The sequence below is a fragment of the Yokenella regensburgei ATCC 49455 genome (assembly GCF_000735455.1).
Classification (GTDB): Bacteria; Pseudomonadota; Gammaproteobacteria; order Enterobacterales; family Enterobacteriaceae; genus Yokenella; species Yokenella regensburgei.
The window spans coordinates 1-23,634 of the sequence record NZ_JMPS01000010.1 but is presented as its reverse complement, the minus strand read 5'-3'; the positions used below and the strand labels follow the sequence as shown (position 1 = coordinate 23,634).

Below are 23,634 nucleotides of genomic sequence, written 5' to 3'. Positions count from 1 at the left end.
GCTACCGGGCGGAGAGATTAGCGAGCGCGGATGAAGCTGCCGTCGGCCTGGCGGGTAAACAGGACCTGCTGGTTATTGCCGGTATCGATAGTGAGCCCGGTTACCACGCCGCTGGCGTTCTGGCGGATTTGGACCATCTGGCCAGACTGCAGATTACTCAGCGGCTTGCCGCTGCCCTCAACCTTCGCCATGGCGTAAACATCGGTCGGCGGCAGATTATGGTCACGGAACACCTGCGCCAGGGTTTTACCCGGATCGATGCGGTAGGTTCGCCATTGCTGCTCAATCCCCGGCGGCGACTGCTGCGGCGAGGTTTGAGTTTGCGCCTGGGTATTTTCTACCGGCTGATCGTCCTGCACTGGCTCAGGCGCGACGGGTGCCACCTGGTCCGGGTCGTTGACCGGCGGTGAGACCAGCTGCGTCTGCAACGGTGCCTGCGGCTGGGACTGCGTTTGCAGGTCCAGTTGCGCATCACGGCTGGCGACCGGCGCGGTGCGGCTGTCGTCAGAAGAAGGAAGCAGAACGCCAATCACTACCAGCAGGATCCCCGCGATAACACCACGGCGATGCATCGGCGGCAGAGGATCTAAAATTCTAAAGTTATCCGGAGCATGCCAGATTTTCAGCAAAGTCGGTTTTAGTGCGAATCGCTCGGGCATGGGTCACCTCCTGCTCCGCGTTCCCTGATTGCGATCCAGTATATACATAATTCTGCCCAGACAAAGTTTTACCCACTGGATGATGGTGTTATGCTGCCCGCTACTTTATACCCGAAGAAAGGAAAGACGATGGCAACCCCGACGTTTGACACAATTGAAGCGCAGGCCAGTTACGGTATTGGTTTACAGGTAGGACAACAGCTGAGCGAATCTGGTTTGCAGGGGCTGCTGCCGGAAGCGCTGGTAGCGGGCATCGCGGATGCTCTCGAAGGTAAACAGCCGCAGGTTCCGGTTGATGTGGTTCATCGCGCGCTGCGTGAAATCCACGAACGTGCTGACGCAGTACGTCGTGAGCGTTTCCAGGCAATGGCTGCCGACGGCGTGAAATTCCTGGAAGAAAACCGTGAGAAAGAAGGTGTGAACAGCACCGAAAGCGGTCTGCAATTCCGCGTTCTGACTCAGGGCGAAGGTAAGATCCCGGCGCGTACCGATCACGTTCGCGTACACTACACCGGTAAACTGATTGACGGTACCGTCTTCGACAGCTCTGTTGCGCGCGGCGAACCGGCTGAATTCCCGGTGAACGGCGTTATCGCTGGCTGGATTGAAGCGCTGACCCTGATGCCGGTTGGCTCGAAGTGGGAACTGACTATCCCTCACGAACTGGCCTACGGCGAGCGCGGCGCGGGTGCCTCTATCCCACCGTTCAGCACCCTGGTCTTTGACGTAGAATTGCTGGAAATTCTGTAAGACTGCGTAGATCCTCTCCCCAGTGGGGAGGGGATAACATAAAACAGCTTAAAATCCTTAAGTTAGAATTCAAGCGATATTTTATTTTGCAAATCACTCTGCAATGTGTATTTTTGTGAATCGTTTTGCATTTTTAGGGTGATATAACACTCATTTCCAACATAAAATTAACATTATATTCATTTCATAGTATTCATCCCGCCGATTCTTACCTACTATCGATGAATCCCTGAGCAAGGGTACTAAAAAAAGGGCCGTAGAGCCTGCACAACGCAACAGGAACACAGGAAATAATCACATGGTAGATCAGGCTAAAGTCGCTACCGACGAACAGACGACGTCTGAACAGTCGCTACAGCGCAATCTCACAAACCGGCATATTCAGCTCATCGCTATCGGCGGTGCCATCGGTACCGGGCTGTTTATGGGATCCGGAAAAACCATCAGTCTCGCCGGGCCATCCATCATTTTTGTTTATATGATAATTGGCTTCATGCTGTTTTTCGTCATGCGCGCAATGGGTGAATTGCTGCTGTCGAATCTCGAATACAAATCCTTTAGCGACTTCGCCGCCGACCTGCTCGGCCCCTGGGCCGGGTACTTCACGGGCTGGACCTACTGGTTCTGCTGGGTAGTTACCGGTATGGCCGACGTCGTTGCTATCACCTCGTACGCGCAGTTCTGGTTCCCCGGGCTCTCGGACTGGGTCGCTTCGCTCGCGGTCATCGTGCTGCTGCTGAGCCTCAACCTCGCCACGGTGAAGATGTTCGGTGAGATGGAGTTCTGGTTCGCGATGATCAAAATCGTCGCTATTGTGGCGCTGATTGTGGTGGGTCTGGTGATGGTGCTGATGCACTTTAAATCGCCTACCGGCGTTGAGGCCTCTTTCACCCACCTGTGGAATGACGGTGGCTGGTTCCCGAAAGGGCTGAGCGGCTTCTTTGCAGGCTTCCAGATAGCGGTGTTTGCTTTCGTTGGTATTGAACTGGTTGGTACCACGGCGGCAGAAACCAAAGATCCAGAGAAATCGCTGCCGCGTGCGATTAACTCGATCCCGATTCGCATCATCATGTTTTACGTCTTTGCGCTCATCGTGATTATGTCGGTGACCCCGTGGAGTTCCGTGGTGCCGAACAAGAGCCCGTTCGTTGAGCTGTTTGTTCTGGTGGGGATCCCGGCGGCGGCCAGTATCATCAACTTCGTGGTGCTGACCTCAGCGGCGTCTTCCGCCAACAGCGGCGTGTTCTCCACCAGCCGTATGCTGTTTGGTCTGGCGCAGGACGGCGTAGCGCCGAGAGCGTTCGCTAAGCTCTCTAAGCGTGCGGTACCGGCAAAAGGGTTGACCTTCTCCTGTATCTGCCTGCTGGGCGGTGTGGTGATGCTCTACGTTAACCCGAGCGTGATTGGTGCGTTCACCATGATTACCACGGTGTCGGCCATTCTGTTCATGTTCGTGTGGACCATCATTCTGTGCTCGTACCTGGTGTACCGCAAAGAGCGTCCGCAGCAGCACGAGAAATCTATCTACAAGATGCCGCTGGGCAAACTGATGTGCTGGGTATGTATGGCGTTCTTCGTCTTCGTTATCGTCCTGCTGACGCTCGAAGATGATACCCGTCAGGCGCTGATGGTCACCCCGCTGTGGTTTATCGCGCTGGGGCTTGGCTGGGTGTTTGTGGGTAAGAAACGTATGGCAAACCTGCGTTAAGTTTTACCGGATAGCGCTGCGCTTATCTGTAGATCAGGTAAGCGTAGCGCACCGGAAAAAGCGCTACTCGCCGCGCAACGCGCGTGGGAACAGCACGTTATTCTCAAGACTGATGTGTTCCATCAGATCGTCGATCATCTCGTTAATCCCGTTGTACATTGCTCTCCACGTCGTGCAGGCTTCCGGCGGTGGAGTCACATTCTGAGTGGTGTGCTTAATCACTTCCAGCAGTTCACCCGCTTCATCATGTTCGCTCTCCATCACGCTGATAGGCCCCATCGCCTGGCTTCCCATGCCCTGTTTAATCATCGGGAACAGGATCTGCTCCTCTTTCATCATGTGGCTGGAAAGCTCCTGGTGCAGCATGGTCAGGTACTTGGTCAGGCCGCGCGGCACGTTAGGCTTATCGGCGTGAACGCGCTCGACTTTGGTTGCCTGCAGAATCAGCTCCGGGAGCTGCTCGCGGTGGCGGTCGTGATAGCGCACAATGATGTGGTCGATGATTTCGCTAAGCGGCGCGGCGCGCCAGTCTTTCTCTACCGGTTGCCCGGCAAGCGCCGCCAGTTCGGCTTCGATGACATCAAGATCCAGCGCTTTACGCGTCGCGGCTCGCTCCAGCGTCTGCTTGCCTCCGCAGCAGTAATCCATATCGTATTTACGGAACAACGCAGAAGCGCGAGGAATAGAGAGCGCCAGTTCACCTAAAGGTTGGTCACGGAAGGCCATAGCAGTTACCTCATCATTAACAATATAAGATGTATTTTAAATGCATCTTTAAGTCAACGCTATACCCCTTTTGAGGCAGTGTGTTTTGCGAGCTACGTCACAAAAAAACTTTAAGTGCTAACGTCCTGAACTGCATTGAAAAAATGCCTTTCTGCCGCAGACGGCCTGGAAACAGCATTAAACAACCAGGAACGACTGCCGATAGATAGTCTCCAGACACTATCCTGCAACCTGAAAGGCGACAGATGTTCAAACGTATAAAAGTCATTACCCTACTGATATCGGTCCTGCTCGCGCTTGGCGTGATGCAGCTCTTTTCTGCGGGCGTATTTATCAACGCCCTGAACAACGACAAACAGAGCTTCTCTGTGTCGCAGCTCTCCAGCCAGAACGTGGCGGAATTTACCGACGCATGGATCAGCCTCAACCAGGCGCGCGTCACGCTTAACCGTGGGATGCTGCGCCTGCAGAGCAGTATGGCGAACGAGATCAACGGTGCTCAGCTGACCGAGCTGGTTAACGGTGCCAACGCGCTGCTGGCGGAAGCGAAAGATCACTACGACAAGTACTACGCGCTGCCAGAAACCCCGGGTATGGATGAGAAAATTACCGATCGTCTGGAAGAGCAGTACGGGATCTACTCCAAAACGCTGGCCCGTATGAACGTGCTGCTGGCGCAGGGCAAACTCGAAGATATGTTCAAAGAGAATGCCGAAAAGAAACAGCAGGCAATGCAGGAAGTGTATCGCGAGTGGCGTGAAGCCCAGGCTGCGCTGACCCATCAGGGTATCGAAGATAATAACAATGCCTATACCCGCATCATGTGGGTGCTGGCTTCGGTGATAGTCCTCGTGGTTGCCGTGATTATTACCAGCTGGCTGGCCATGCAGCGCGTACTGCTGAAGCCGTTACACCTGGTGATGGATCATATTCGTCAAATTGCCGCCGGCGATCTGACTCATCCGATTAACGTCGATGGCAGCAACGAAATGGCGCTGCTGGCGCGTAACGTGCGCGAGATGCAGCAGTCGCTGGCGAATACCGTGACCGTCGTGCGCGAAGGGGCAGATACTATCTATACCGGTGCCGGCGAAATCTCTGCCGGCAGCAATGACCTCTCTTCCCGTACCGAGCAGCAGGCCGCCTCGCTGGAAGAAACCGCTGCCAGCATGGAGCAACTGACCGCAACGGTGAAACAGAACGCCGATAATGCCCGTCAGGCTTCAAGCCTGGCGCTGACGGCATCAAAAACGGCGGCAAAAGGTGGTGAAGTGGTGGATGGCGTGGTGCGTACCATGGACGACATCGCCCGCAGCTCTGGCCAAATCTCACAGATAACCAGCGTTATTGACGGCATCGCTTTCCAGACCAACATTCTGGCCCTGAACGCGGCGGTAGAAGCGGCGCGTGCGGGCGAGCAGGGACGCGGTTTTGCGGTGGTCGCCGGGGAAGTTCGTACGCTGGCTCAGCGTAGTGCCCAGGCGGCGAAAGAGATTAAATCGCTTATCGACGCCTCTGTAGAACGTGTGAATACCGGTTCGACGCTGGTTCACGAAGCCGGGGAAACCATGGAAGAAATCGTTAACTCGGTGACCCGTGTAAACGACATCATGGCGGAAATTGCGTCTGCGTCTGACGAACAGAGCCGGGGTATCGATCAGGTGGGTCAGGCGATTGCCGAGATGGACCGCGTGACCCAGCAGAACGCCTCGCTGGTGGAAGAGTCCGCTGCGGCAGCCGCAGCGCTGGAAGATCAGTCATCACGTCTGAATCAGACGGTGGCGGTGTTCAAAATCAACCGTACTGCGGGCCAGAGAAGCGCGCCGGTGAGAACGGTTGCGGCGGCCAAAAGCAAACCGCCACTGAGCGCATCCGAAGCGAACTGGGAAACGTTCTAAGTCTCAGAGTTCCTGAGCGAGTGGGGCGACGGCAGGCTTAGCCGGCTTCGCCCTCACCGCTACCACCACGCCGATAACCAGCAGCAGGATACCGCTTAAGGTTAACATCGGCGGCAGGCTCTGGCGCAGCAGGAAGGTATAAAGCAGTCCTGCCAGCGTCTCAAAGACAATCAGCGGCCCGACGATCACCGTCGGCAGCCGCTGGCTGGCAATGTTCCAGCACAGCGCACCCACCCACGAGCAGAGCACCGCAATCACCAGCATCAGGGTCACAAAGACCAGCGGGCGCGGGCCAAACGGCAGCGGGAACTCAACCGCATGAGTGCCAAGCCAGAGGCAGGCTACGACGTATCCCACCAGCGACACCGGCAGAGTGACCAGCGCCTGGGCCGTCGCCCACATCATTGGCGGTTTATCCGGGTTCTCCCGCAGCCAGCGCGCATTGCGCAGCGCATACCACGCCCAGCAGACGACGGAAACCAGCGCCAGTGCCACGCCGGAGCCATAGCGCCACCAGCTGAAATCCGGCAGCCCGTGCCGCAGTTCCGCGACGTTCACGCATATCAATCCCAGCGCCATAAACACCAATGATGGCATTAAACGCCGCCACGGCAGTTTACCGTCGCGCTGGCTGTAGAGCAGGTTGGCAAACACCGGGATCACCACCGGCAGCGTACCGATTATCATAGTGGAGACCGGCGCTCCGGCGCGCTGAATAGCGCTGGCAAGGCAGAAGTAGTACACCAGGTTGCCGAGCATGGTTAAACCGATGGCGGTGCCCCAGTCGTGGCGAGTGAGCTGACGCAGGCGGTGGCGGCCAAACCAGGCCAGCGGCACGGCGATGACGCCCAACGCCACATAGCGTCCCATCGACTGCAGGACGGCCGGGTATTCCGGCACAATTAGCGGCCCGACGAAAATTAACCCCCACATCAGCCCCGCGAGCAGGGCGTACAGCACACCACTTATCATCTTTAACCACCTTCACATTGAATGCAGCAAGTGTAGGTGGCAGAACCATAAGCGTATTGTATGAGATTGCGCATTAGCGCCGGATGACCTGCTTCTGGTAGCGCACCGGGGTAATGCCGTAGCGATGGGTAAAGGCGCGGGTAAGGTGTGACTGATCGACAAGCCCGGTGGCAGCGGCCACTTCGGCGGCAGGCATACCATGGGTGAGGAAAATCTTCGCCCGCCACAGGCGCACCGCCATTAGCATCTGATGCGGAGTGACGTGGAAATGAGCTTTGAACTGACGTTGAAAATGGTACGGGCTGAGTGACACCACCTGCGCCAGCTCATCGAGCGTTACGGCATGCATGTAGTTATCGTGCAAATACTCTCTCACCCTGTCGAAACGATGGGCGGCCTCCGGGCGCTGCGGGGCGTGCTCGGCGAGCGGGCGGAAGGTATCGATAAGGTCGAGCAGCATCCCTTTTTGCGCCAGCGCATCATTGCTGTTCCACAGGCCGTAGATCAGGCCGCAGAGCTGCTGAGAGCGCAGCGGATCCAAACGCACAACGTCGCTGAACCACCAGTGGCGTATTCCGGTGACCTCTTCAAGCAGGTCGGGTTCAAGGTAAACCATCCGATAGCGCCAGCCCTCACTGGTTTCCGCTTCGCCGGTGTGCAGTTCATCGGGGTTCATGGTGACGACGGAATTCACCGGGGCGACATGCTGTGTCCCGCGGTAGCGAAAACGCTCGGCGCCCATTTCGATGGCGCCAATACCAAAGGCTTCGTGGGTATGGGGTTCAAAGGCATAACGGGAAATATGCGCATGATACAGCTCAACGCCGGGCACCTCCGCCAGATGGCGAAAGCGCGCGCTGTCTCTCTCATCGATAAACTGGTCCGGAACACCTTGCACAGCTACCTCCACGCGGGTCACGTTTTCATTATCGGAGATGACCCGGTGGGATGCTACAAAAATAACCGCTTATCAGTGCGCCAGCAGGCTTTTAACGCTTGCGGCAAGCGGGGTCGTTGGGCGACCGGTCAGCGCGCTCAGGGTACGGCTGTCATCAAACAACCCGCCTTTGGATGCGCCAGTGTCGGAATCAGCCAGCATATCGGCAAGCCCGGCGGGCAGGCCCACGCTCTTCAGCGCGGCGGCGAAGTCGGCTTCGCTCATGTTCTGGTACACCACGTTTTTACCGCTCTGCTTGCTGAGTTCAGCGGCAAGGTCGCTCAGAGTCCAGGCGTTGTCGCCCGCCAGCTCATACACTTTTCCGGCGTGATCGCCCTGGCTCATCACTCGGGCGGCGGCGGCGGCATAGTCTGCGCGCGTTGCGGAGGCGATTTTGCCTTCCCCCGCAGCGCCAATAAACACACCGTGCTCAAGCGCAGGCGGTGCACTGGCGAGATAGTTTTCGGTGTACCAGCCGTTACGCAGCAGAGCATAAGGGATCCCGGATTTCGCCAGTTCGTTTTCGGTTTCAACATGCTCGGTGTGCAGACCCAGCGGGGAGCGGTCGGCATGCAGCAGGCTGGTGTAGGCGATGAATTTCACACCGGCCGCTTTCGCGGCTTCAATCACGTTGTGATGCTGGGCGGCACGTTTGCCGACTTCGCTTGAGGAGATAAGCAGCAGCTTATCAACGCCCTGCAGCGCGGCGGTCAGCGCAGGCAGGTCGTTGTAATCACCAGGCCGTACGACAATACCCTGCTGGCTTAGCGCCTGCGCTTTTGCCGGGTTACGGACAATCGCCACAATCTGGCTGGCGGCGACGGTTTTAAGCAGTTCACTAATGACGTGCTGGCCAAGCTGGCCGGTTGCACCGGTAATCGCGATCATGGGAGGACTCCTTCGTGTTCATTGAATGTTGTGCTACGCTAGCACCATAACTAACTTTTAGTAAGTACGTACAAAAAGGTAAGTATGAAAACAACGATCCCGACCCTCAGCGAACAGATGCGAAACGGTAATCTGTTTGCAGAACAGTGCCCATCGCGGGATGTGCTAAAACACGTCACCAGCCGCTGGGGCGTGCTGATTCTGGTGGCTCTGCGGGAAGGCACGCACCGCTTCAGCGACCTGCGCCGCAAGATGGGCGGCGTTAGCGAAAAAATGCTCGCGCAGTCATTACAGGCGCTGGAACAGGATGGCTTTATCAACCGGATCTCTTATCCGGTTGTACCGCCCCATGTTGAATATAGTCTGACGGCGCTGGGTGAACAGGTGAGTGAGAAGGTTGCCGCTCTGGCGGACTGGATCGAAGTGAATTTGCCGGACGTGCTGGAGAAGCGTCGTCCGGCATAAGGTTTACTTGCTCAAATCAAGCTGATACACCGCAAAACCAATATCGTCGGTTGCAACCTGCTTCATTGGATACTGCGCGTTGGCCTTGATGAACGCGGCCGCTTTCTCTGAAGGAGAGGTTTCGAAGCGAATATCCAACGGCGTGTTGCTGTGGATAGGTGCCAGGCGCCAGTTATTGTTTGCCGCCGGATGAATTTCTCCGGTGCGCTTCGTCTCTGCCGCAATCCATGAAGCCAGCACCGAGCGGTTTTCGTCCGGAGAAGCGAAGGCGATGTGGCTGTCGCCGGTACCGGCAAACTTGCCGCCGTAGGCGCGGTAGTTGTTGGTGGCGACGAGGAACATGGCGTTCGGGTCAATCGGCTTGCCGTTGAAGGTCAGATTTTTAATACGCTCGGCTTTCGGGTTAAGGCTCTGGCATTCCCCGTCGTAACGAGCCGGCTGTGACACGTCAATCTGGTACTTCACGCCGTCGATCACGTCGAAGTTATAGGTGCGGAAGCCGTCCCAGTTAATCAGCGACTGCGGCTTGCTGCTGTTGACGTCAATCTGGTTGAACTGCCCGGCAGAGCACTCCAGCCACTCCTTCACTTCTTTACCGCTCGCTTTCACCACAATAAGCGTGTTCGGGTAGAGGTAGAGATCGGCGGCGTTACGGAAGGTGAGTTGACCTTTTTCCACTTCAACAAAACTTGCCGGATCGTTCTTACGTCCGCCCACTTTAAAAGGCGCGGCGGCAGAGAGCACCGGCAGTTTCGCCAGATCCGGGTCGCCCTGGATAAAGTGTTCAACATAGGCTTTCTGCGCCATGTTGACCACCTTCACGGTGGGGTCGTCCTGCACCAGCGCCAGATAGCTGTACATGTTATCGGCGGCTTTACCGATAGGTTTGCTGACGAATTTCCGCGTACCGTCGTGATCCTCTTTGAGGATGTTCACCAGTTTTGCGTCTTCTGCCGCCAGCGATTTTTTGGCGACCGCGTCGTAAATTGGGCGAGCTTCGGCTTTCGCTTTCGCCACCTGCCATTTGCCGCTGTCGTTGTTCAGCACCAAATCGACCACGCCGAGATGGTCGCCCCACATCCCCGGCATTACTGCTGGTACGCCGTTCAGCAGACCTTTCTCGATGTCAGCGCCTTTGATGCTGGCAAAATCTTTACCGGGGAAGACCGCGTGGGCGTGGCCAAACAGGATGGTATCAACGCCCGGAACCTGGCTCAGGTAGTAGACGGAGTTTTCCGCCATTGCCTGATAAGGGTCGGCGGAGAGCCCTGAGTGGGCAACCACGACCACCAGATCTGCGCCTTTCGCCCGCATTTCCGGAACATAGTGGCGGGCGGTTTCGGTGATGTCGTTGACGGTCACTTTGCCGCTCAGGTTGGCCTTATCCCAGGTCATTATCTGCGGCGGAACAAAGCCGATATAGCCAATGCGCAGCGTCTGGGGTTTTCCGTCGCTATCCTGAACCTTCGTCTCTTTGATGATATACGGCGTGAACAACGGCTTGCCGGTTTTCACGTCGATGATGTTGGCGTTGACGTAAGGGAATTTCGCCCCGGCCAGCGCCTTATGCAGGAACTCAAGGCCATAGTTGAATTCATGGTTGCCGAGGTTGCCCACCGCATAATCGAGGGTATTCATCGCCTTGTAAACCGGGTGCACATCTCCGGTTTTCAGCCCTTTTGCCGCCATGTAATCGCCAAGCGGACTGCCCTGGATTAAATCCCCGTTATCTACCAGAACGCTGTTTTTGACTTCGCCACGAGCCTCGTTGATGAGGCTTGCGGTACGCACCAGGCCAAACTTCTCGGTTGCGCTGTCTTTGTAATAATCGAAGTCCATCATGTTGCTATGTAAATCCGTGGTTTCCATGATACGGAGGTCCACGGTGGCGGCCTGCACGCTGGCAGCAATCAGCGTGGCCAGGAGCGTTGCGCTAAACTTAATCATCAGAGGCATCCTATTGTCGATCCAGGGCACAAAAGCAAATGTAAATACATCTTGTTGCTTACAGAATTGTGAATCTTGCCAGAAAAGAGATCCGGGAAAATGGCAACGCTTCACAGATAGCGGAATTTTCTGCGATACGATATAACTAAAACAATAGGTTAACGCTAAAGCGACCACGAGAGGTGGGTATGTTAGAGAAGATTTGTCGGCTTGCGCGAGAGGCGGGTGACGCCATCATGCAGGTGTACGACGGAGCACAGCCGATGGCGATAAGCCACAAGCAGGATGACTCGCCGGTGACGGCGGCAGACATTGCCGCACATCGGGTGATCCTCGCGGGCCTGAACGCGTTGACTCCGGATATTCCCGTGCTGTCTGAAGAGGCTCCACAAGGTTTTGAAGAACGCCAGCACTGGCAGCGCTACTGGCTGGTGGACCCGCTGGACGGCACCAAAGAGTTCATCAAACGTAACGGCGAGTTTACCGTCAATATTGCCCTGATTGAGAAGGGCAAAGCGGTGCTGGGCGTGGTGTATGCCCCGGTAATGAAAGTGATGTACAGCGCGGCGGAAGGTAAAGCCTGGAAGGATGAATGCGGGGTCCATAAACAGATTCAGGTTCGCGATGCCCGGCCGCCGCTGGTGGTAATTAGCCGCTCACATTCGGATAATGAGCTGAAGGAGTATCTTGAGCAGCTGGGCGATCACCAGACGACCTCTATCGGCTCGTCGCTGAAGTTCTGTCTGGTGGCGGAAGGGCAGGCGCAGCTCTATCCGCGCTTCGGGCCGACCAATATCTGGGATACGGCAGCCGGTCACGCGGTCGCTGCTGCGGCCGGAGCACATGTTCACGACTGGCAGGGCAAGCCGCTCGACTATACCCCGCGTGAATCGTTCCTTAACCCCGGTTTTCGCGTTTCTATTTTTTAATTATTCAAAAGCTTATGCAGCAGGGCGATCACCTGCTGCACGTCATCCTGGGTCAGAGCGCCGTCTTTGACCCACTGGACGCGGCCGTCTTTATCCAGTACCACGATGGCTGAACTCCCTTCATCCAGTTGCCAGGCTTTACGTGCCAGACCGTTGCTGTCGACGATGAACTGTGACCACGGATAGAGCTTCTTATTGCTCTCAAGACTGCTACGCACGAACATGCCGGAGCCTGGAATGGCGTCATCGGTGTTCACAATGGTGGTGGTTTGATAGCGGTCATGCGGGAATTTCGCCGCCTTGATGGCCTCAATCATTGTCGCATTCTTCTCTTTGGCAGAGGTGCGCCCGGCGATGTGCTGGATCACGCGAACTTTTCCTGCCAGCTGCGCGCTGTTCCAGTTTTTATAGCTAAACTTATCGTTATCAAGCATCAGCTCGCCGCGATCGGCAATGCCGACAGGCGGGACACGCTGTCCCTCTTTAAAGTCATGTGCAGAGGCCATCAGCGGCAGTAAGAGGAAAGACATCGCCATCAGCTTACGTAGGGTCATGGTGTTTCCTTATTGTATGCAGGTGATCCGACCACTTGGTCCGAGCTTTAAGCATAAGTGCGATCTTTGGGCTTTACCCGCAAGTCGAATGCCAGTTTGCGGCGTAACGCACATATCAGTAAAAAAATGTGGTCTTATACTGCCCTTATCGTATGGCTGAAACGAAAATTCTGAATTAGTGTAATAAAAAGGTAAATAAACTTATACATACTGGGTAACTTCCCGGTTATGAACTATAGTCACAAGGCTTTAAATTTTGCGCCCTGACACGTTGGACCGATTGTGGCACCACAAGGGCGTAATACATGCAGGAGTTAAAAGAATGAAAATTTTCCAACGCTACAACGCGCTTCAGGTGGCGAAGTACGTGAAGATCCTGTTCCGTGGACGGTTGTATATCAAGGACGTTGGCGCCTTTGAATTTGATAAGGGTAAGATTCTTATCCCGAAGGTGAAGGACAAATTGCACTTTTCCGTCATGTCCGAAGTCAACCGTCAGGTTATGCGTCTGCAAACTGAGATGGCTTAACCGTGCTATGCAGTAGTGATAAAAAAACGGCTCCCACTGGGAGCCGTTGATGTTTCTGCAGGACCGTCAGGTTTTACGCCGCACCTTCGTTCTTGGTTTCTGCATCCGGCAGCTTCGGTGACAGTACCGTCGGTTTGCTGTCGATGCGCGTCACCAGCAGCTGATCGATACGGTAGTTATCGATATCCACCACTTCAAACTTAAAGCCGGAGAACTTCACCGCGTCGGTGCGTTTCGGGATTTTACGTAGCATATACATCATGAAGCCGCCGATGGTCTCGTAATTTCCGGACTGCGGGAAATCATCAAGATCCAGCACTCGCATCACGTCATCAATCGGCGTACCGCCATCGATAAGCCACGAGTTCTCATCACGCGCCACAATCTGCTCTTCCAGGCCCTGGCCAACCAGGTCGCCCATCAGGGTGGTCATGACGTCGTTCAGGGTGATGATACCGACGACCAGCGCGTATTCGTTCATGATAACCGCGAAGTCTTCACCGGCGGTTTTGAAGCTTTCCAGCGCTTCTGAAAGGGTCAGCGTATCCGGCACAATCAGCGTGTTGCGGATCTGCACGCCACCGGTCAGCGCCATGCTCTGGTTTGCCAGCACACGGTTCAGCAGGTCTTTAGAGTCGACATAGCCAATGATGTGGTCGATGTCGTCTTTACACACCAGGAACTTGGAGTGCGGATGCTCGGCTACCTTGTTTTTCAGACTCTGCTCGTCTTCGTGCAGATCGAACCAGACCACATTTTCGCGCGGCGTCATGGAAGACGGCACGGTACGGGATTCCAGCTCAAACACGTTTTCAATCAGCTCGTGCTCCTGCTTACGCAGCACACCCGCCAGCGCACCGGCTTCTACCACCGCATAGATATCGTCAGAAGTGATGTCATCCTTACGCACCATCGGCAGCTTAAACATGCGAAAGATGTTGTTCGCCATGCCGTTGAAGAACCAGACCAGCGGGCGGAAAACGAACAGACAGAAGCGCATCGGGTTGATGATACGCAAGGCCACGGCCTCTGGCGCAATCATACCGATGCGTTTCGGTGTCAGGTCGGCAATCAGGATGAACAGACCCGTCACCAGGGTGAAGGAGAGAATAAAGCTCAGCTGTTCTGCCCACTCCGGGGACATGTAATTAATGAGTACGCTGTGGAATGCCGGGGAGAAGGCCGCATCGCCGACGATACCGCCAAGAATGGCGACGGCGTTAAGGCCAATTTGCACCACGGTGAAGAAGGTGCCCGGGTTTTCCTGCATTTTCAGAACGCGTTGAGCGTTAACATCGCCTTCATCGGCAAGCAGTTTGAGTTTGATTTTTCGTGAGGCAGCAAGCGAAATCTCTGACATAGAGAAAAAAGCACTGACTGCAATGAGACAGAGTATTACTAAAATACTGTTTAACATATTTTATCCGACCGTTATGGTCAGATCCTCGGAAGGGAATTGATCACTTTTAGATTGTGTGAAAAGACAATAAAAACCGGTCCGCAAGCATGGACCGGTATTTTCGAGGGTTAGTATAGCGTAAAGGTGTGTAAAGTCGCCAGTGTGTGATTTAACCGTTATTTAACGGTCAGACCAGACTACCCCTGAGGTGGCAAACACACACCGATACCGCCAATTCCACAATAACCCTGTGGGTTTTTGTAAAGATACTGCTGGTGATCGTCCTCGGCATAGTAGAACGGTTTTGCCGTCGCGATTTCCGTTGTGACGTCACGTGTGTCGCCTGCCGCGCGCATGGCGGCCTGGAAGCGCGCGAGGCTGGCTTTCGCCGCGGCGTCCTGCTCCGGGGTCAGCGGGTAGATGGCTGAGCGGTACTGGGTGCCGTGGTCGTTACCCTGGCGCATGCCCTGAGCCGGGTCATGATTTTCCCAGAACACCTGCAGCAGTTGCTCATAAGAGGTGATTTGCGGATCGTACACCACACGCACCGCTTCCGCATGACCGGTGTCGCCAGAGCAGACTTCGCGGTAGGTCGGGTTCGGGGTAAAGCCCCCGGTATAACCTGCGGCGGTGCTGTAGACGCCTGGCAGCTGCCAGAACAGGCGTTCAACGCCCCAGAAGCAGCCCATTGCGAAGAGCGCGATCTCCATCCCATCCGGAACATTCGTCATCGAATGTTCGTTAACGGCATGTAATGATGCAACCGGCATCGGCGTGTTGCGTCCTGGGAGCGCATCCGATTGAGAAACCAGATTTTTTTTATCGAACAGACTCACGGTGAGGCCTCCGGGAAAAGGAAATTGTGGATAAGGTTGTCATCGCGTTCGTCTTTTAACACAATAAACACTGCGAATATGACTAGATTTAAACATAAGAAAATATAACAAGTTGTCTTTTTTTTAGTCCAATGATAATGGATTGTTACGTCGAGGAACGGCGATTGCGTTTCCTTTAGGGGAGGAGACAAGGATATTCAGGAGAAAACGTGCCAAAAATCCGTCACTTATGCGTGGTCAGTCTTATGCTGGCCAGCGGGATCGCCAGTGCTGCGAACGTACGTTTGCAGGTTGAAGGGCTTTCGGGAGAGCTAGAAAAAAACGTCCGCGCCCAGCTTTCAACCATTCAGGGGGATGAGGTGACGCCAGACCGTCGCTTCCGCGCGCGCGTTGACGATGCTATCCGTGAAGGCCTGAAGGCGCTGGGGTATTTCGAACCGACAATCAATTTTGAACTGATGCCACCACCAAAGAAGGGGCGTCAGGTTCTGCTCGCCAAAGTATCGCCAGGACAGCCGGTGCTGATTGGTGGTACCGACGTCATTTTGCGTGGCGGTGCCCGCGATGACAGCGATTACCTTAAGCTGCTCAAGAAGCGCCCGGCGATTGGCACCGTGCTTAATCAGGGTGATTACGATGATTTCAAGAAGGACCTGACCAGTGTTTCACTGCGTAAGGGATATTTCGACAGCGAGTTCAAAAAGAGCCAGCTGGGCGTCTCTCTTGCCAGACACCAGGCCTTCTGGGATATCGACTATGACAGCGGAGAGCGTTACCGCTTCGGCGCGGTCAGCTTCGAAGGATCGCAGATCCAGGATCGCTATCTGCAAAATCTGGTGCCTTTTAAGCAGGGCGACTACTACACCTCGGCCGATCTGGCTGAGCTGAACCGCCGCCTTTCCGCTACCGGCTGGTTTAACTCGGTGGTCGTGGCGCCAGAGTTCGATAAATCCCGTAAAACCAAGGTGCTGCCGTTGCACGGCGTGCTGTCGCCGCGCAAAGAAAACACCATTGAAACCGGTGTGGGCTACTCCACCGACGTGGGTCCGCGCGTGAAAGCAACGTGGAAGAAGCCGTGGGTCAACTCCTACGGCCACAGCCTGACCACCAGTCTGAGTATTTCTGCCCCGGAGCAGCAGCTGGATTTCAGCTACAAAATGCCGCTGCTGAAGAATCCGCTGGAGCAGTATTATCTGGTACAGGGCGGCTTCAAGAGTACCAACCTGAACGATACCAAAGCCGATTCCAGCACCCTGGCCCTCTCCCGATACTGGGATCTCTCCAGCGGCTGGCAGCGCGCCATTAACCTGCGCTGGAGTCTCGACCACTTTACCCAGGCAGACGTCACTAACACTACAATGCTTATCTACCCTGGCGTTTCTGTCAGCCGTACCCGCTCGCGCGGCGGCCTGATGCCGACCTGGGGCGATTCGCAACGCTACTCCGTTGACTATTCCAACACGGCCTGGGGCTCTGATGTCGACTTCTCGGTGATTCAGGCACAGAACGTCTGGATCCGCACGCTCTACGATCGTCATCGCTTTGTGGTGCGCGGTAACCTCGGCTGGATTGAAACCGGCGATTTTGACAAAGTGCCGCCGGACCTGCGTTTCTTCGCCGGTGGCGATCGCAGCATTCGTGGCTATAAGTACAAATCCATCTCACCAAAAGATGACAATGGCAAACTCACCGGGGCCTCAAAACTCGCGACCGGCTCGCTTGAGTATCAGTACAACGTAACCGGCAAGTGGTGGGGGGCGGTATTTGTCGACAGCGGGGAAGCGGTCAACGATATCACTCAGAGCGACTTCAAAACCGGTGCCGGTGTTGGGGTGCGCTGGGAGTCACCCGTCGGGCCAATCAAGCTCGATTTCGCCGTTCCTGTCGGCGATAAAGACGAGCATGGATTACAGTTCTACATCGGTCTGGGGCCTGAATTATGAGTTTATGGAAGAAGATTAGCCTCGGCGTATTGCTAGTGATTGTGCTGCTGCTTGGCGCAGTGGCATTTCTGGTCGGCACAACCACCGGCCTGCATCTGGTGTTCAAAGCCGCTAACCGCTGGGTACCCGGTCTGGAAATTAGCCAGGTGACCGGCGGCTGGCGCGACCTGACGTTGAAAAACGTTCGCTATACGCAGCCAGGCGTGGCGGTTGATGCCGGGCAAGTGCATCTGGCGGTGAAGGTAGAGTGCCTGTGGAACAGCGCGCTATGCGTTAACGATCTGTCGCTCAGCGACATTAACGTCGCCATCGACAGCAAAAAAATGCCGCCCGCGGCGCCAGCGGTGGAAGAGGAGAGCGGGCCGCTGAACCTCTCCACGCCGTATCCCATCACGCTGAGCCGCGTCGCACTCAACAATGTGAATGTCAAAATAGACGACACCACGGTCTCGGTGATGGATTTCTCCACCGGCCTCAACTGGCAGGAAAAGAACCTGACGCTCACCCCGACATCGCTCAAAGGGCTGCTGATTGCGCTGCCTAAAGTGGCAAAGGTGGCGAAGGAAGAGGTGGTTGAGCCGAAGATCCAAAACCCGCAGCCGGATGAGAAACCTCTCGGCGAAACGCTGACGGCGCTGTTCTCTAAGCCGGTATTGCCGGAGATGACTGACGTTCATCTGCCGCTGAATCTCAATATCCAGGAGTTTCGTGGCGAACAGCTGCGCCTCACGGGTGACACTGACCTCACGGTTTACAAGCTACTGCTTAAGGTCAGCAGCATCGACGGTAACACTCACCTGGAGGCGCTGGATATCGACTCGAGCCAGGGGACGGTGAACGCAACCGGTACTGCGCAGCTGCAGGATAACTGGCCGGTTGATCTTACCCTCAACAGCACCCTGAACATCGACCCGCTCAAGGGCGAGAAGGTGAAACTGAAAGTGGGTGGCGAGCTGCGTAAGCAACTCGACGTGGGTGTTAATTTATCTGGCCCGGTGGATATGTCCCTGCGGGCGCAGGCGCAGCTGGCACAAGCCGGTCTGCCGCTGAATGTAGAAGTGCTGAGCAAGCAGCTGTATTGGCCTTTCACCGGTGAAAAAGCGTTCCAGGCCGATGATCTCAAGCTCAAACTCAGCGGCAAAATGACCGACTATACGCTCTCGTTCCGCACCGCGGTGAAGGGGAAAGGGGTTCCCCCCGCCAACATCACGCTTGATGCGAAGGGTAACGAGAAGCAGCTTAACCTCGATAAACTCAGCGTCGCGGCGCTGGAGGGAAAAACCGAGCTGAAAGCGCTGCTCGACTGGCAGCAGGCGATTAGCTGGCGCGGTGAACTGACCCTCAATGGTATCAACACCGCCAAAGCCGCACCGGAGTGGCCGTCAAAGCTTAACGGCATCATTAAAACCCGCGGCAGCCTGTACGGCGGCAGTTGGCAAATGGAAGTGCCGGAGCTGAAAATTACCGGCAACGTGAAGCAGAACAAGGTCAATGTTGACGGCAAACTTGCCGGTAACAGCTACATGCAGTGGACTATCCCTGGTCTGCATCTGGAACTCGGTAAAAACAGCGCCGACCTGAAGGGCGAGCTGGGGGTGAAAGACCTTAACCTCGACGCCACCATTGATGCACCAAATCTTGATAACGCGCTGCCCGGCCTTGGCGGCACGGCGAAAGGGTTGTTGAAGGTCCGTGGCACGGTGGAAGCCCCGCAGCTGCTGGCCGACATCACCGCCCGTGCACTGCGCTTCCAGGAGCTATCTATCGCGCAGGTGCGGGTTGAGGGCGATATTAAATCGGCCGAGCAAATCGGCGGTAAACTGAACGTTCGCGTCGATCGGATAGCGCAGCCGGGCGTGAACATCAGCCTGGTCCAGCTGGATGCCAAAGGCGATGAGAAGCACCATGAGCTGCAGCTGCGTATTCAGGGCGAGCCGGTATCCGGCCAGCTGGCGCTGACGGGGAGCTTCGATCGCAAAGAAGAGCGCTGGAAAGGGGAGCTCAGCAACACTCGCTTCCAGACGCCGGTTGGGCCGTGGTCGGTGAACCGCGCCATTGCGCTGGATTACCGTAATAAAGAGCAGAAAATCAGTATCGGGCCACACTGCTGGAACAACCCGAACGCTGAGCTTTGCGTACCGCAGACCATCGATGCCGGGGCGGAAGGCCGGGCGCTGGTGAATCTCAATCGTTTTGACCTGGCGATGTTGAAACCGTTTATGCCAGCGGCGACTCAGGCAAGCGGCGTATTCAGCGGTAAGGCAGACGTCAGCTGGGATACCACTAAGAAAGGGCTGCCGCAGGGTAGCGTGACGCTCTCCGGGCGTAATGTGAAGGTGACGCAGACGGTGAATGACGCGCCGCTGCCGGTGGCGTTTGACACGCTGAACCTGAGCGCTGATCTGAAGAACAACCGCGCTGAGCTGGGCTGGCTGATTCGACTCACCAATAACGGCCAACTGGATGGTCAGCTGCAGGTCACCGACCCGGAAGGACGGCGTAATCTTGGCGGTAACGTCAATATTCGCAACTTCTCACTGGCGATGATTAACCCTATCTTCTCGCGCGGCGAGAAGGCGGAAGGCAGGCTCAACGCCAACCTGCGCCTTGGCGGTGATGTACAGTCACCGCAGTTGTTCGGGCAGATGCAGCTGAGCGGCGTGGACGTAGACGGTAACTTTATGCCGTTCGACATGCAGCCAAGCCAGATTGTGATGAACTTCCTCGGCACACGTTCAACGCTGCAGGGGACGGTGAACACGAAAAAAGGGCAGATTGCTCTCAGCGGTAACGCCGACTGGACGCAGATCGATAACTGGCGAGCGCAGGTGGCGGCTAAAGGCTCCCGGGTACGTATCACCGTACCGCCGATGGTGCGACTGGATGTCTCCCCTGACGTCGTCTTTAATGCCACACCAAGCCTGTTCACGCTAGATGGTAACGTGGATATCCCGTGGGCGCGCATTGTGGTGCATGACGTACCGGAAAGCGCGGTTGGTGTCTCCAGCGACGAAGTCATGCTGAACGACAAGCTGCAGCCGGAGAAACCACAGAGCGCCGGGATCCCGATTAACAGCAACCTGACTATCCATGTCGGCAACAACGTGCGTCTGGAAGCGTTCGGCCTGAAAGCACGCCTGACGGGGGATCTGAAGGTGGCGCAGGATAAACAGGGGCTGGGCCTCAACGGGCAGATCAACATTCCGGAAGGGCGTTTCCACGCCTATGGTCAGGATCTGATCGTGCGTAAAGGGGAACTGCTGTTCTCCGGCCCACCGGATCAGCCCCTGCTCAACATCGAAGCGATTCGTAATCCTGAAGCGACGGAGAACGACGTTATCGCGGGGGTTCGCGTGACGGGCTCGGCGGATCAGCCGAAGGCAGAGGTGTTCTCGGACCCGGCGATGTCGCAGCAGGAGGCGCTTTCTTACCTGCTTCGCGGGCAGGGCCTCGACAGCGGACAGAGCGATAGCGCCGCCATGACCTCAATGCTTGTTGGTTTGGGGGTTGCACAAAGTGGTCAGGTTGTGGGTAAAATCGGTGAGACGTTTGGCGTAAGCAATCTGGCGCTGGACACCCAGGGGGTCGGCGACTCCTCTCAGGTGGTGGTCAGCGGTTATGTACTGCCGGGTCTGCAGGTGAAGTATGGCGTGGGAATCTTTGACTCTTTGGCAACACTCACGTTACGCTATCGTCTGATGCCTAAGCTATATCTGGAAGCAGTGTCTGGCGTAGATCAGGCACTCGATGTGCTCTATCAGTTTGAGTTTTAGCAATGCGAATATTTGTTTACGGCAGTTTACGACGCAGACAAGGCAACAGCCACTGGATGACCAACGCCCAGTGGCTTGGCGCGCACAGTGTCGACGATTATCAGCTGTACAGCCTGGGCCACTATCCAGGCGCGGTGCCGGGAAAAGGCATAGTACATGGTGAGGTTTATCGTATCGACGCTTCCACGCTTGCCGAGCTTGATGCGCTGCGCACCAAAGGCGGGGAATACGCTCGCCACTTGATCCAGACGCCTTACGGAAGTGCATGGATGTACGTGTACCAACGTTCGGTAGAGGGATTAAAGCTGATTGAAAACGGGAACTGGTTAGACAGAGACCAGTACTGAGAAAACAACGCCACCTTCGGGTGGCGTTGTTTTTTATGGGATAATTACTGTGCCGATGAGATTTCGTGGTTCACGTGATTCTCTTCGTTATTCAGTCGCTTTTGTTCATGTTTGGTGATGTGCCCATTGTCGTGACGGGCATCAGCCTGCTCCTGATGACGGATGGATTTATCCTGCTCATGCAGCTTCTTCGCTTCATCACGACTCATTGAACCGTCTTTCACATCGTGCTTAATACGATGATCCTGATTATCTAAACGCTGGTTAACTTCTTCGCGGCGCGGATGATTTTTCTGCCACTGGGTATCCTGCGCATAGCCGGTGACGCTTGCGACTAAGAGCCCAACCATCCCGACCGCTAACACACCTTTCATTAACTGCATGATGCTTCTCCACAAGATGAATGCCACGTTGTTCAGAACCTGTAGTCAGTATGCACAAGCCGGATGCAGAGGGGTGTAACGGTTTGTAGAGCGTTTGTTACGGCGGTTAATACGCAGCGGGAAGGGAGGCAATAAAAAGCCCCGAAAACCGGTAACCGATTTTCGGGGCCTGGGCATTATCAGGCGGCGAAAGAATTACTTCTTAGCGCGCTCGAAGGAGGCGATGATTTCTGCTTTTGCAGCTTCAGCGTTGTCCCAGCCTTCTACTTTCACCCACTTGCCTTTTTCCAGATCTTTGTAGTGCTCGAAGAAGTGAGCGATCTGTGCTTTCAGCAGTTCCGGCAGGTCGTTCACATCTTTGATGTGATCGTATTCTTTGCTCAGTTTGGTGTGCGGTACGGCAACCAGTTTGGCATCTTCACCGGCTTCGTCGGTCATTTTCAGTACGCCAACCGGACGGCAGCGAATGACTGAGCCCGGCTGCAGCGGATACGGAGTTGGGACCAGAACGTCAACCGGGTCACCGTCCAGGGACAGGGTGTGGTTGATGTAACCGTAGTTGCACGGATAGAACATCGCGGTAGACATGAAACGGTCAACGAACAGTGCGCCAGTTTCTTTGTCGATTTCGTATTTGATAGGATCTGCGTTAGCCGGGATCTCGATGACAACGTAGATATCTTCCGGCAGATCTTTACCCGCAGGGACGTTGAGTAAGCTCATGTCTGTTTCCTTTAAAATGTATGGCAAACAAGTGCCCGGTATTATAGCCAACTCACAAAGAAAGTCTCCGCCTGTTTTCCTTTTCATCCTTCTCTCAGACTCCCGTTAAACGTCCTTTCATCAGGTGAAAAATCCATAAAGTCAGCTGCTTTTTTCATAGCCCGGTGGAAGCGATTACAGAGTTGTGAATCGCGTGTTATTCACTTTTCCGAAGTGTGATGCAACGCATCCTGTTGCCTCTTCTCTTGTCTATAGTTATCCCGCAGGTGACGATTTAACCAACAATAACCCTACGAGGATACTCTTATGTGGAAGCGCTTACTTCTTGTCACAGCAGTTTCCGCAGCCATGTCGTCTATGGCGATGGCTGCCTCAATGACCGTAGGATTTTCGCAGGTCGGTTCTGAATCCGGCTGGCGAGCGGCTGAAACTAACGTCGCAAAAAGCGAGGCCGAGAAGCGCGGCATTACGCTGAAAATCGCCGATGGTCAGCAAAAACAGGAAAACCAAATCAAAGCCGTACGTTCTTTCATTGCCCAGGGTGTGGATGCCATTTTCATCGCGCCAGTGGTTGCGACGGGGTGGGAACCGGTGCTGAAAGAAGCCAAGGAAGCGAAGATCCCGGTATTCCTGCTCGACCGCTCTATCGATGTGAAAGACAAATCGCTGTACATGACTACCGTGACCGCCAACAACGTGCTGGAAGGGCAGCTGATTGGCGACTGGCTGGTGAAAACCGTGGCGGGCAAACCGTGTAACGTCGTTGAACTGCAGGGCACCGTGGGCGCGAGCGTAGCCATCGATCGTAAGAAAGGCTTCGCTGAAGCCATCGCAAAAGCGCCAAACATCAAAATAATTCGTTCGCAGTCCGGTGACTTCACCCGCAGTAAAGGGAAAGAGGTCATGGAGAGCTTTATTAAGGCGGAAAACAACGGCAAGAACATCTGCATGGTTTACGCCCATAACGACGACATGGTGATCGGCGCCATTCAGGCCATCAAAGAAGCGGGGCTGAAACCGGGTAGCGAGATCCTTACCGGGTCGATTGACGGCGTACCGGATATCTATAAAGCGATGATGGCCGGTGAAGCCAACGCCAGCGTTGAGCTAACGCCGAATATGGCGGGGCCGGCGTTTGATGCGCTGGAGAAATACAAAAAAGACGGCACCATGCCGCCGAAACTGACCCTGACAAAATCGACCCTTTATCTGCCGGATACGGCAAAAGAGGAGCTCGAGAAGAAGAAAAACATGGGCTACTGATAGCG

Annotated in this window: 21 protein-coding genes; 10 read left to right on the top strand and 11 right to left on the bottom strand. The window is 55.4% G+C overall.

The window, feature by feature from the left end:
* Positions 1-17 precede the first annotated feature (17 nt).
* Positions 18-659 (bottom strand): LysM-like peptidoglycan-binding domain-containing protein, encoded by a 642-nt coding sequence (locus tag GYRE_RS02150; RefSeq protein ID WP_038252651.1) that lies wholly within the window; start codon positions 657-659, stop codon positions 18-20.
* Between the two features lie 129 nt (positions 660-788).
* On the opposite strand from GYRE_RS02150, the gene bamJ reads away from it, so the two are divergent.
* Together bamJ and cycA are read left to right on the top strand one after the other, a co-directional pair.
* Positions 789-1,409, top strand: a complete 621-nt coding sequence (gene bamJ / locus GYRE_RS02145; RefSeq protein ID WP_038252649.1) for a BamJ family beta-barrel-assembly machinery protein — start codon at positions 789-791, stop codon at positions 1,407-1,409.
* 298 nt (positions 1,410-1,707) lie between these two features.
* A complete protein-coding gene (gene cycA, locus GYRE_RS02140; protein WP_006816822.1) occupies positions 1,708-3,117 on the top strand; it encodes a D-serine/D-alanine/glycine transporter in 1,410 nt (469 codons plus the stop codon).
* Between the two features lie 63 nt (positions 3,118-3,180).
* On the opposite strand, the gene ytfE is transcribed toward cycA, so the two are convergent.
* A complete protein-coding gene (gene ytfE, locus GYRE_RS02135; protein WP_038252647.1) occupies positions 3,181-3,843 on the bottom strand; it encodes an iron-sulfur cluster repair protein YtfE in 663 nt (220 codons plus the stop codon).
* Between the two features lie 245 nt (positions 3,844-4,088).
* On the opposite strand from ytfE, the gene GYRE_RS02130 reads away from it, so the two are divergent.
* Positions 4,089-5,741, top strand: a complete 1,653-nt coding sequence (locus GYRE_RS02130; RefSeq protein WP_038252646.1) for a methyl-accepting chemotaxis protein — start codon at positions 4,089-4,091, stop codon at positions 5,739-5,741.
* Positions 5,742-5,744: 3 nt separating this feature from the next.
* Here GYRE_RS02130 and GYRE_RS02125 read toward each other — a convergent pair whose 3' ends face one another.
* From GYRE_RS02125 to GYRE_RS02115, 3 genes are all read right to left on the bottom strand, one after another.
* Positions 5,745-6,713 (bottom strand): DMT family transporter, encoded by a 969-nt coding sequence (locus tag GYRE_RS02125; protein WP_038252644.1) that lies wholly within the window; start codon positions 6,711-6,713, stop codon positions 5,745-5,747.
* Between the two features lie 73 nt (positions 6,714-6,786).
* Positions 6,787-7,611, bottom strand: coding sequence for an AraC family transcriptional regulator (locus tag GYRE_RS02120; RefSeq protein WP_038252642.1), 825 nt, complete (start codon positions 7,609-7,611; stop codon positions 6,787-6,789).
* A 72-nt stretch (positions 7,612-7,683) separates the two neighbouring features.
* Positions 7,684-8,538, bottom strand: a complete 855-nt coding sequence (locus GYRE_RS02115; RefSeq protein ID WP_038252640.1) for an SDR family oxidoreductase — start codon at positions 8,536-8,538, stop codon at positions 7,684-7,686.
* Between the two features lie 84 nt (positions 8,539-8,622).
* Here GYRE_RS02115 and GYRE_RS02110 point away from each other — a divergent pair, with 84 nt between their 5' ends.
* The gene (locus tag GYRE_RS02110; RefSeq protein ID WP_006816829.1) at positions 8,623-9,003 is read left to right on the top strand and encodes a winged helix-turn-helix transcriptional regulator; all 381 of its coding nucleotides are present in this window, start codon (positions 8,623-8,625) and stop codon (positions 9,001-9,003) included.
* Positions 9,004-9,006: 3 nt separating this feature from the next.
* On the opposite strand, the gene GYRE_RS02105 is transcribed toward GYRE_RS02110, so the two are convergent.
* A complete protein-coding gene (locus tag GYRE_RS02105; protein WP_112471476.1) occupies positions 9,007-10,950 on the bottom strand; it encodes a bifunctional 2',3'-cyclic-nucleotide 2'-phosphodiesterase/3'-nucleotidase in 1,944 nt (647 codons plus the stop codon).
* A gap of 188 nt (positions 10,951-11,138) precedes the next feature.
* Between GYRE_RS02105 and cysQ the strand changes: the two genes are divergently transcribed.
* The gene (cysQ, locus tag GYRE_RS02100; RefSeq protein ID WP_006816831.1) at positions 11,139-11,879 is read left to right on the top strand and encodes a 3'(2'),5'-bisphosphate nucleotidase CysQ; all 741 of its coding nucleotides are present in this window, start codon (positions 11,139-11,141) and stop codon (positions 11,877-11,879) included.
* Here the strand turns inward: cysQ and GYRE_RS02095 are convergent.
* Entirely contained in the window at positions 11,876-12,433 is a 558-nt protein-coding gene (locus GYRE_RS02095) for a YtfJ family protein (RefSeq protein WP_038252636.1), read from the bottom strand. The two genes, cysQ and GYRE_RS02095, sit on opposite strands and share 4 nt — an antisense overlap.
* Before the next feature lie 322 nt (positions 12,434-12,755).
* On the opposite strand from GYRE_RS02095, the gene GYRE_RS02090 reads away from it, so the two are divergent.
* On the top strand, positions 12,756-12,962 hold the full coding sequence (locus GYRE_RS02090) for a DUF1107 domain-containing protein (protein ID WP_006816833.1): 207 nt from the start codon (positions 12,756-12,758) through the stop codon (positions 12,960-12,962).
* Between the two features lie 73 nt (positions 12,963-13,035).
* Here GYRE_RS02090 and paeA read toward each other — a convergent pair whose 3' ends face one another.
* Positions 13,036-14,379, bottom strand: coding sequence for a polyamine export protein PaeA (gene paeA / locus GYRE_RS02085; RefSeq protein ID WP_006816834.1), 1,344 nt, complete (start codon positions 14,377-14,379; stop codon positions 13,036-13,038).
* Positions 14,380-14,558: 179 nt separating this feature from the next.
* On the bottom strand, positions 14,559-15,197 hold the full coding sequence (gene msrA / locus GYRE_RS02080) for a peptide-methionine (S)-S-oxide reductase MsrA (RefSeq protein ID WP_038252634.1): 639 nt from the start codon (positions 15,195-15,197) through the stop codon (positions 14,559-14,561).
* A gap of 209 nt (positions 15,198-15,406) precedes the next feature.
* Here msrA and tamA point away from each other — a divergent pair, with 209 nt between their 5' ends.
* The 3 genes from tamA to GYRE_RS02065 are packed head-to-tail and all read left to right on the top strand — an operon-like array spanning position 15,407 to position 21,260.
* Complete coding sequence (gene tamA, locus GYRE_RS02075; protein WP_038252631.1) at positions 15,407-17,140, top strand: autotransporter assembly complex protein TamA; 1,734 nt, start codon at positions 15,407-15,409, stop codon at positions 17,138-17,140.
* Positions 17,137-20,913, top strand: coding sequence for an autotransporter assembly complex protein TamB (gene tamB, locus GYRE_RS02070; protein WP_038252628.1), 3,777 nt, complete (start codon positions 17,137-17,139; stop codon positions 20,911-20,913). Before tamA ends, tamB begins: the two co-directional genes overlap by 4 nt.
* Before the next feature lie 2 nt (positions 20,914-20,915).
* On the top strand, positions 20,916-21,260 hold the full coding sequence (locus GYRE_RS02065; RefSeq protein ID WP_038252626.1) for a gamma-glutamylcyclotransferase family protein: 345 nt from the start codon (positions 20,916-20,918) through the stop codon (positions 21,258-21,260).
* 44 nt (positions 21,261-21,304) lie between these two features.
* On the opposite strand, the gene GYRE_RS02060 is transcribed toward GYRE_RS02065, so the two are convergent.
* Positions 21,305-21,643 carry a hypothetical protein gene (locus GYRE_RS02060; RefSeq protein WP_038252624.1) on the bottom strand — a complete coding sequence of 113 codons (339 nt, stop codon included), beginning with the start codon at positions 21,641-21,643 and terminating at the stop codon, positions 21,305-21,307.
* A gap of 195 nt (positions 21,644-21,838) precedes the next feature.
* Positions 21,839-22,366, bottom strand: coding sequence for an inorganic diphosphatase (gene ppa, locus GYRE_RS02055; protein WP_038252619.1), 528 nt, complete (start codon positions 22,364-22,366; stop codon positions 21,839-21,841).
* A 306-nt stretch (positions 22,367-22,672) separates the two neighbouring features.
* Here ppa and ytfQ point away from each other — a divergent pair, with 306 nt between their 5' ends.
* The gene (gene ytfQ / locus GYRE_RS02050) at positions 22,673-23,629 is read left to right on the top strand and encodes a galactofuranose ABC transporter substrate-binding protein YtfQ (RefSeq protein WP_006816841.1); all 957 of its coding nucleotides are present in this window, start codon (positions 22,673-22,675) and stop codon (positions 23,627-23,629) included.
* Positions 23,630-23,634: the final 5 nt, after the last annotated feature.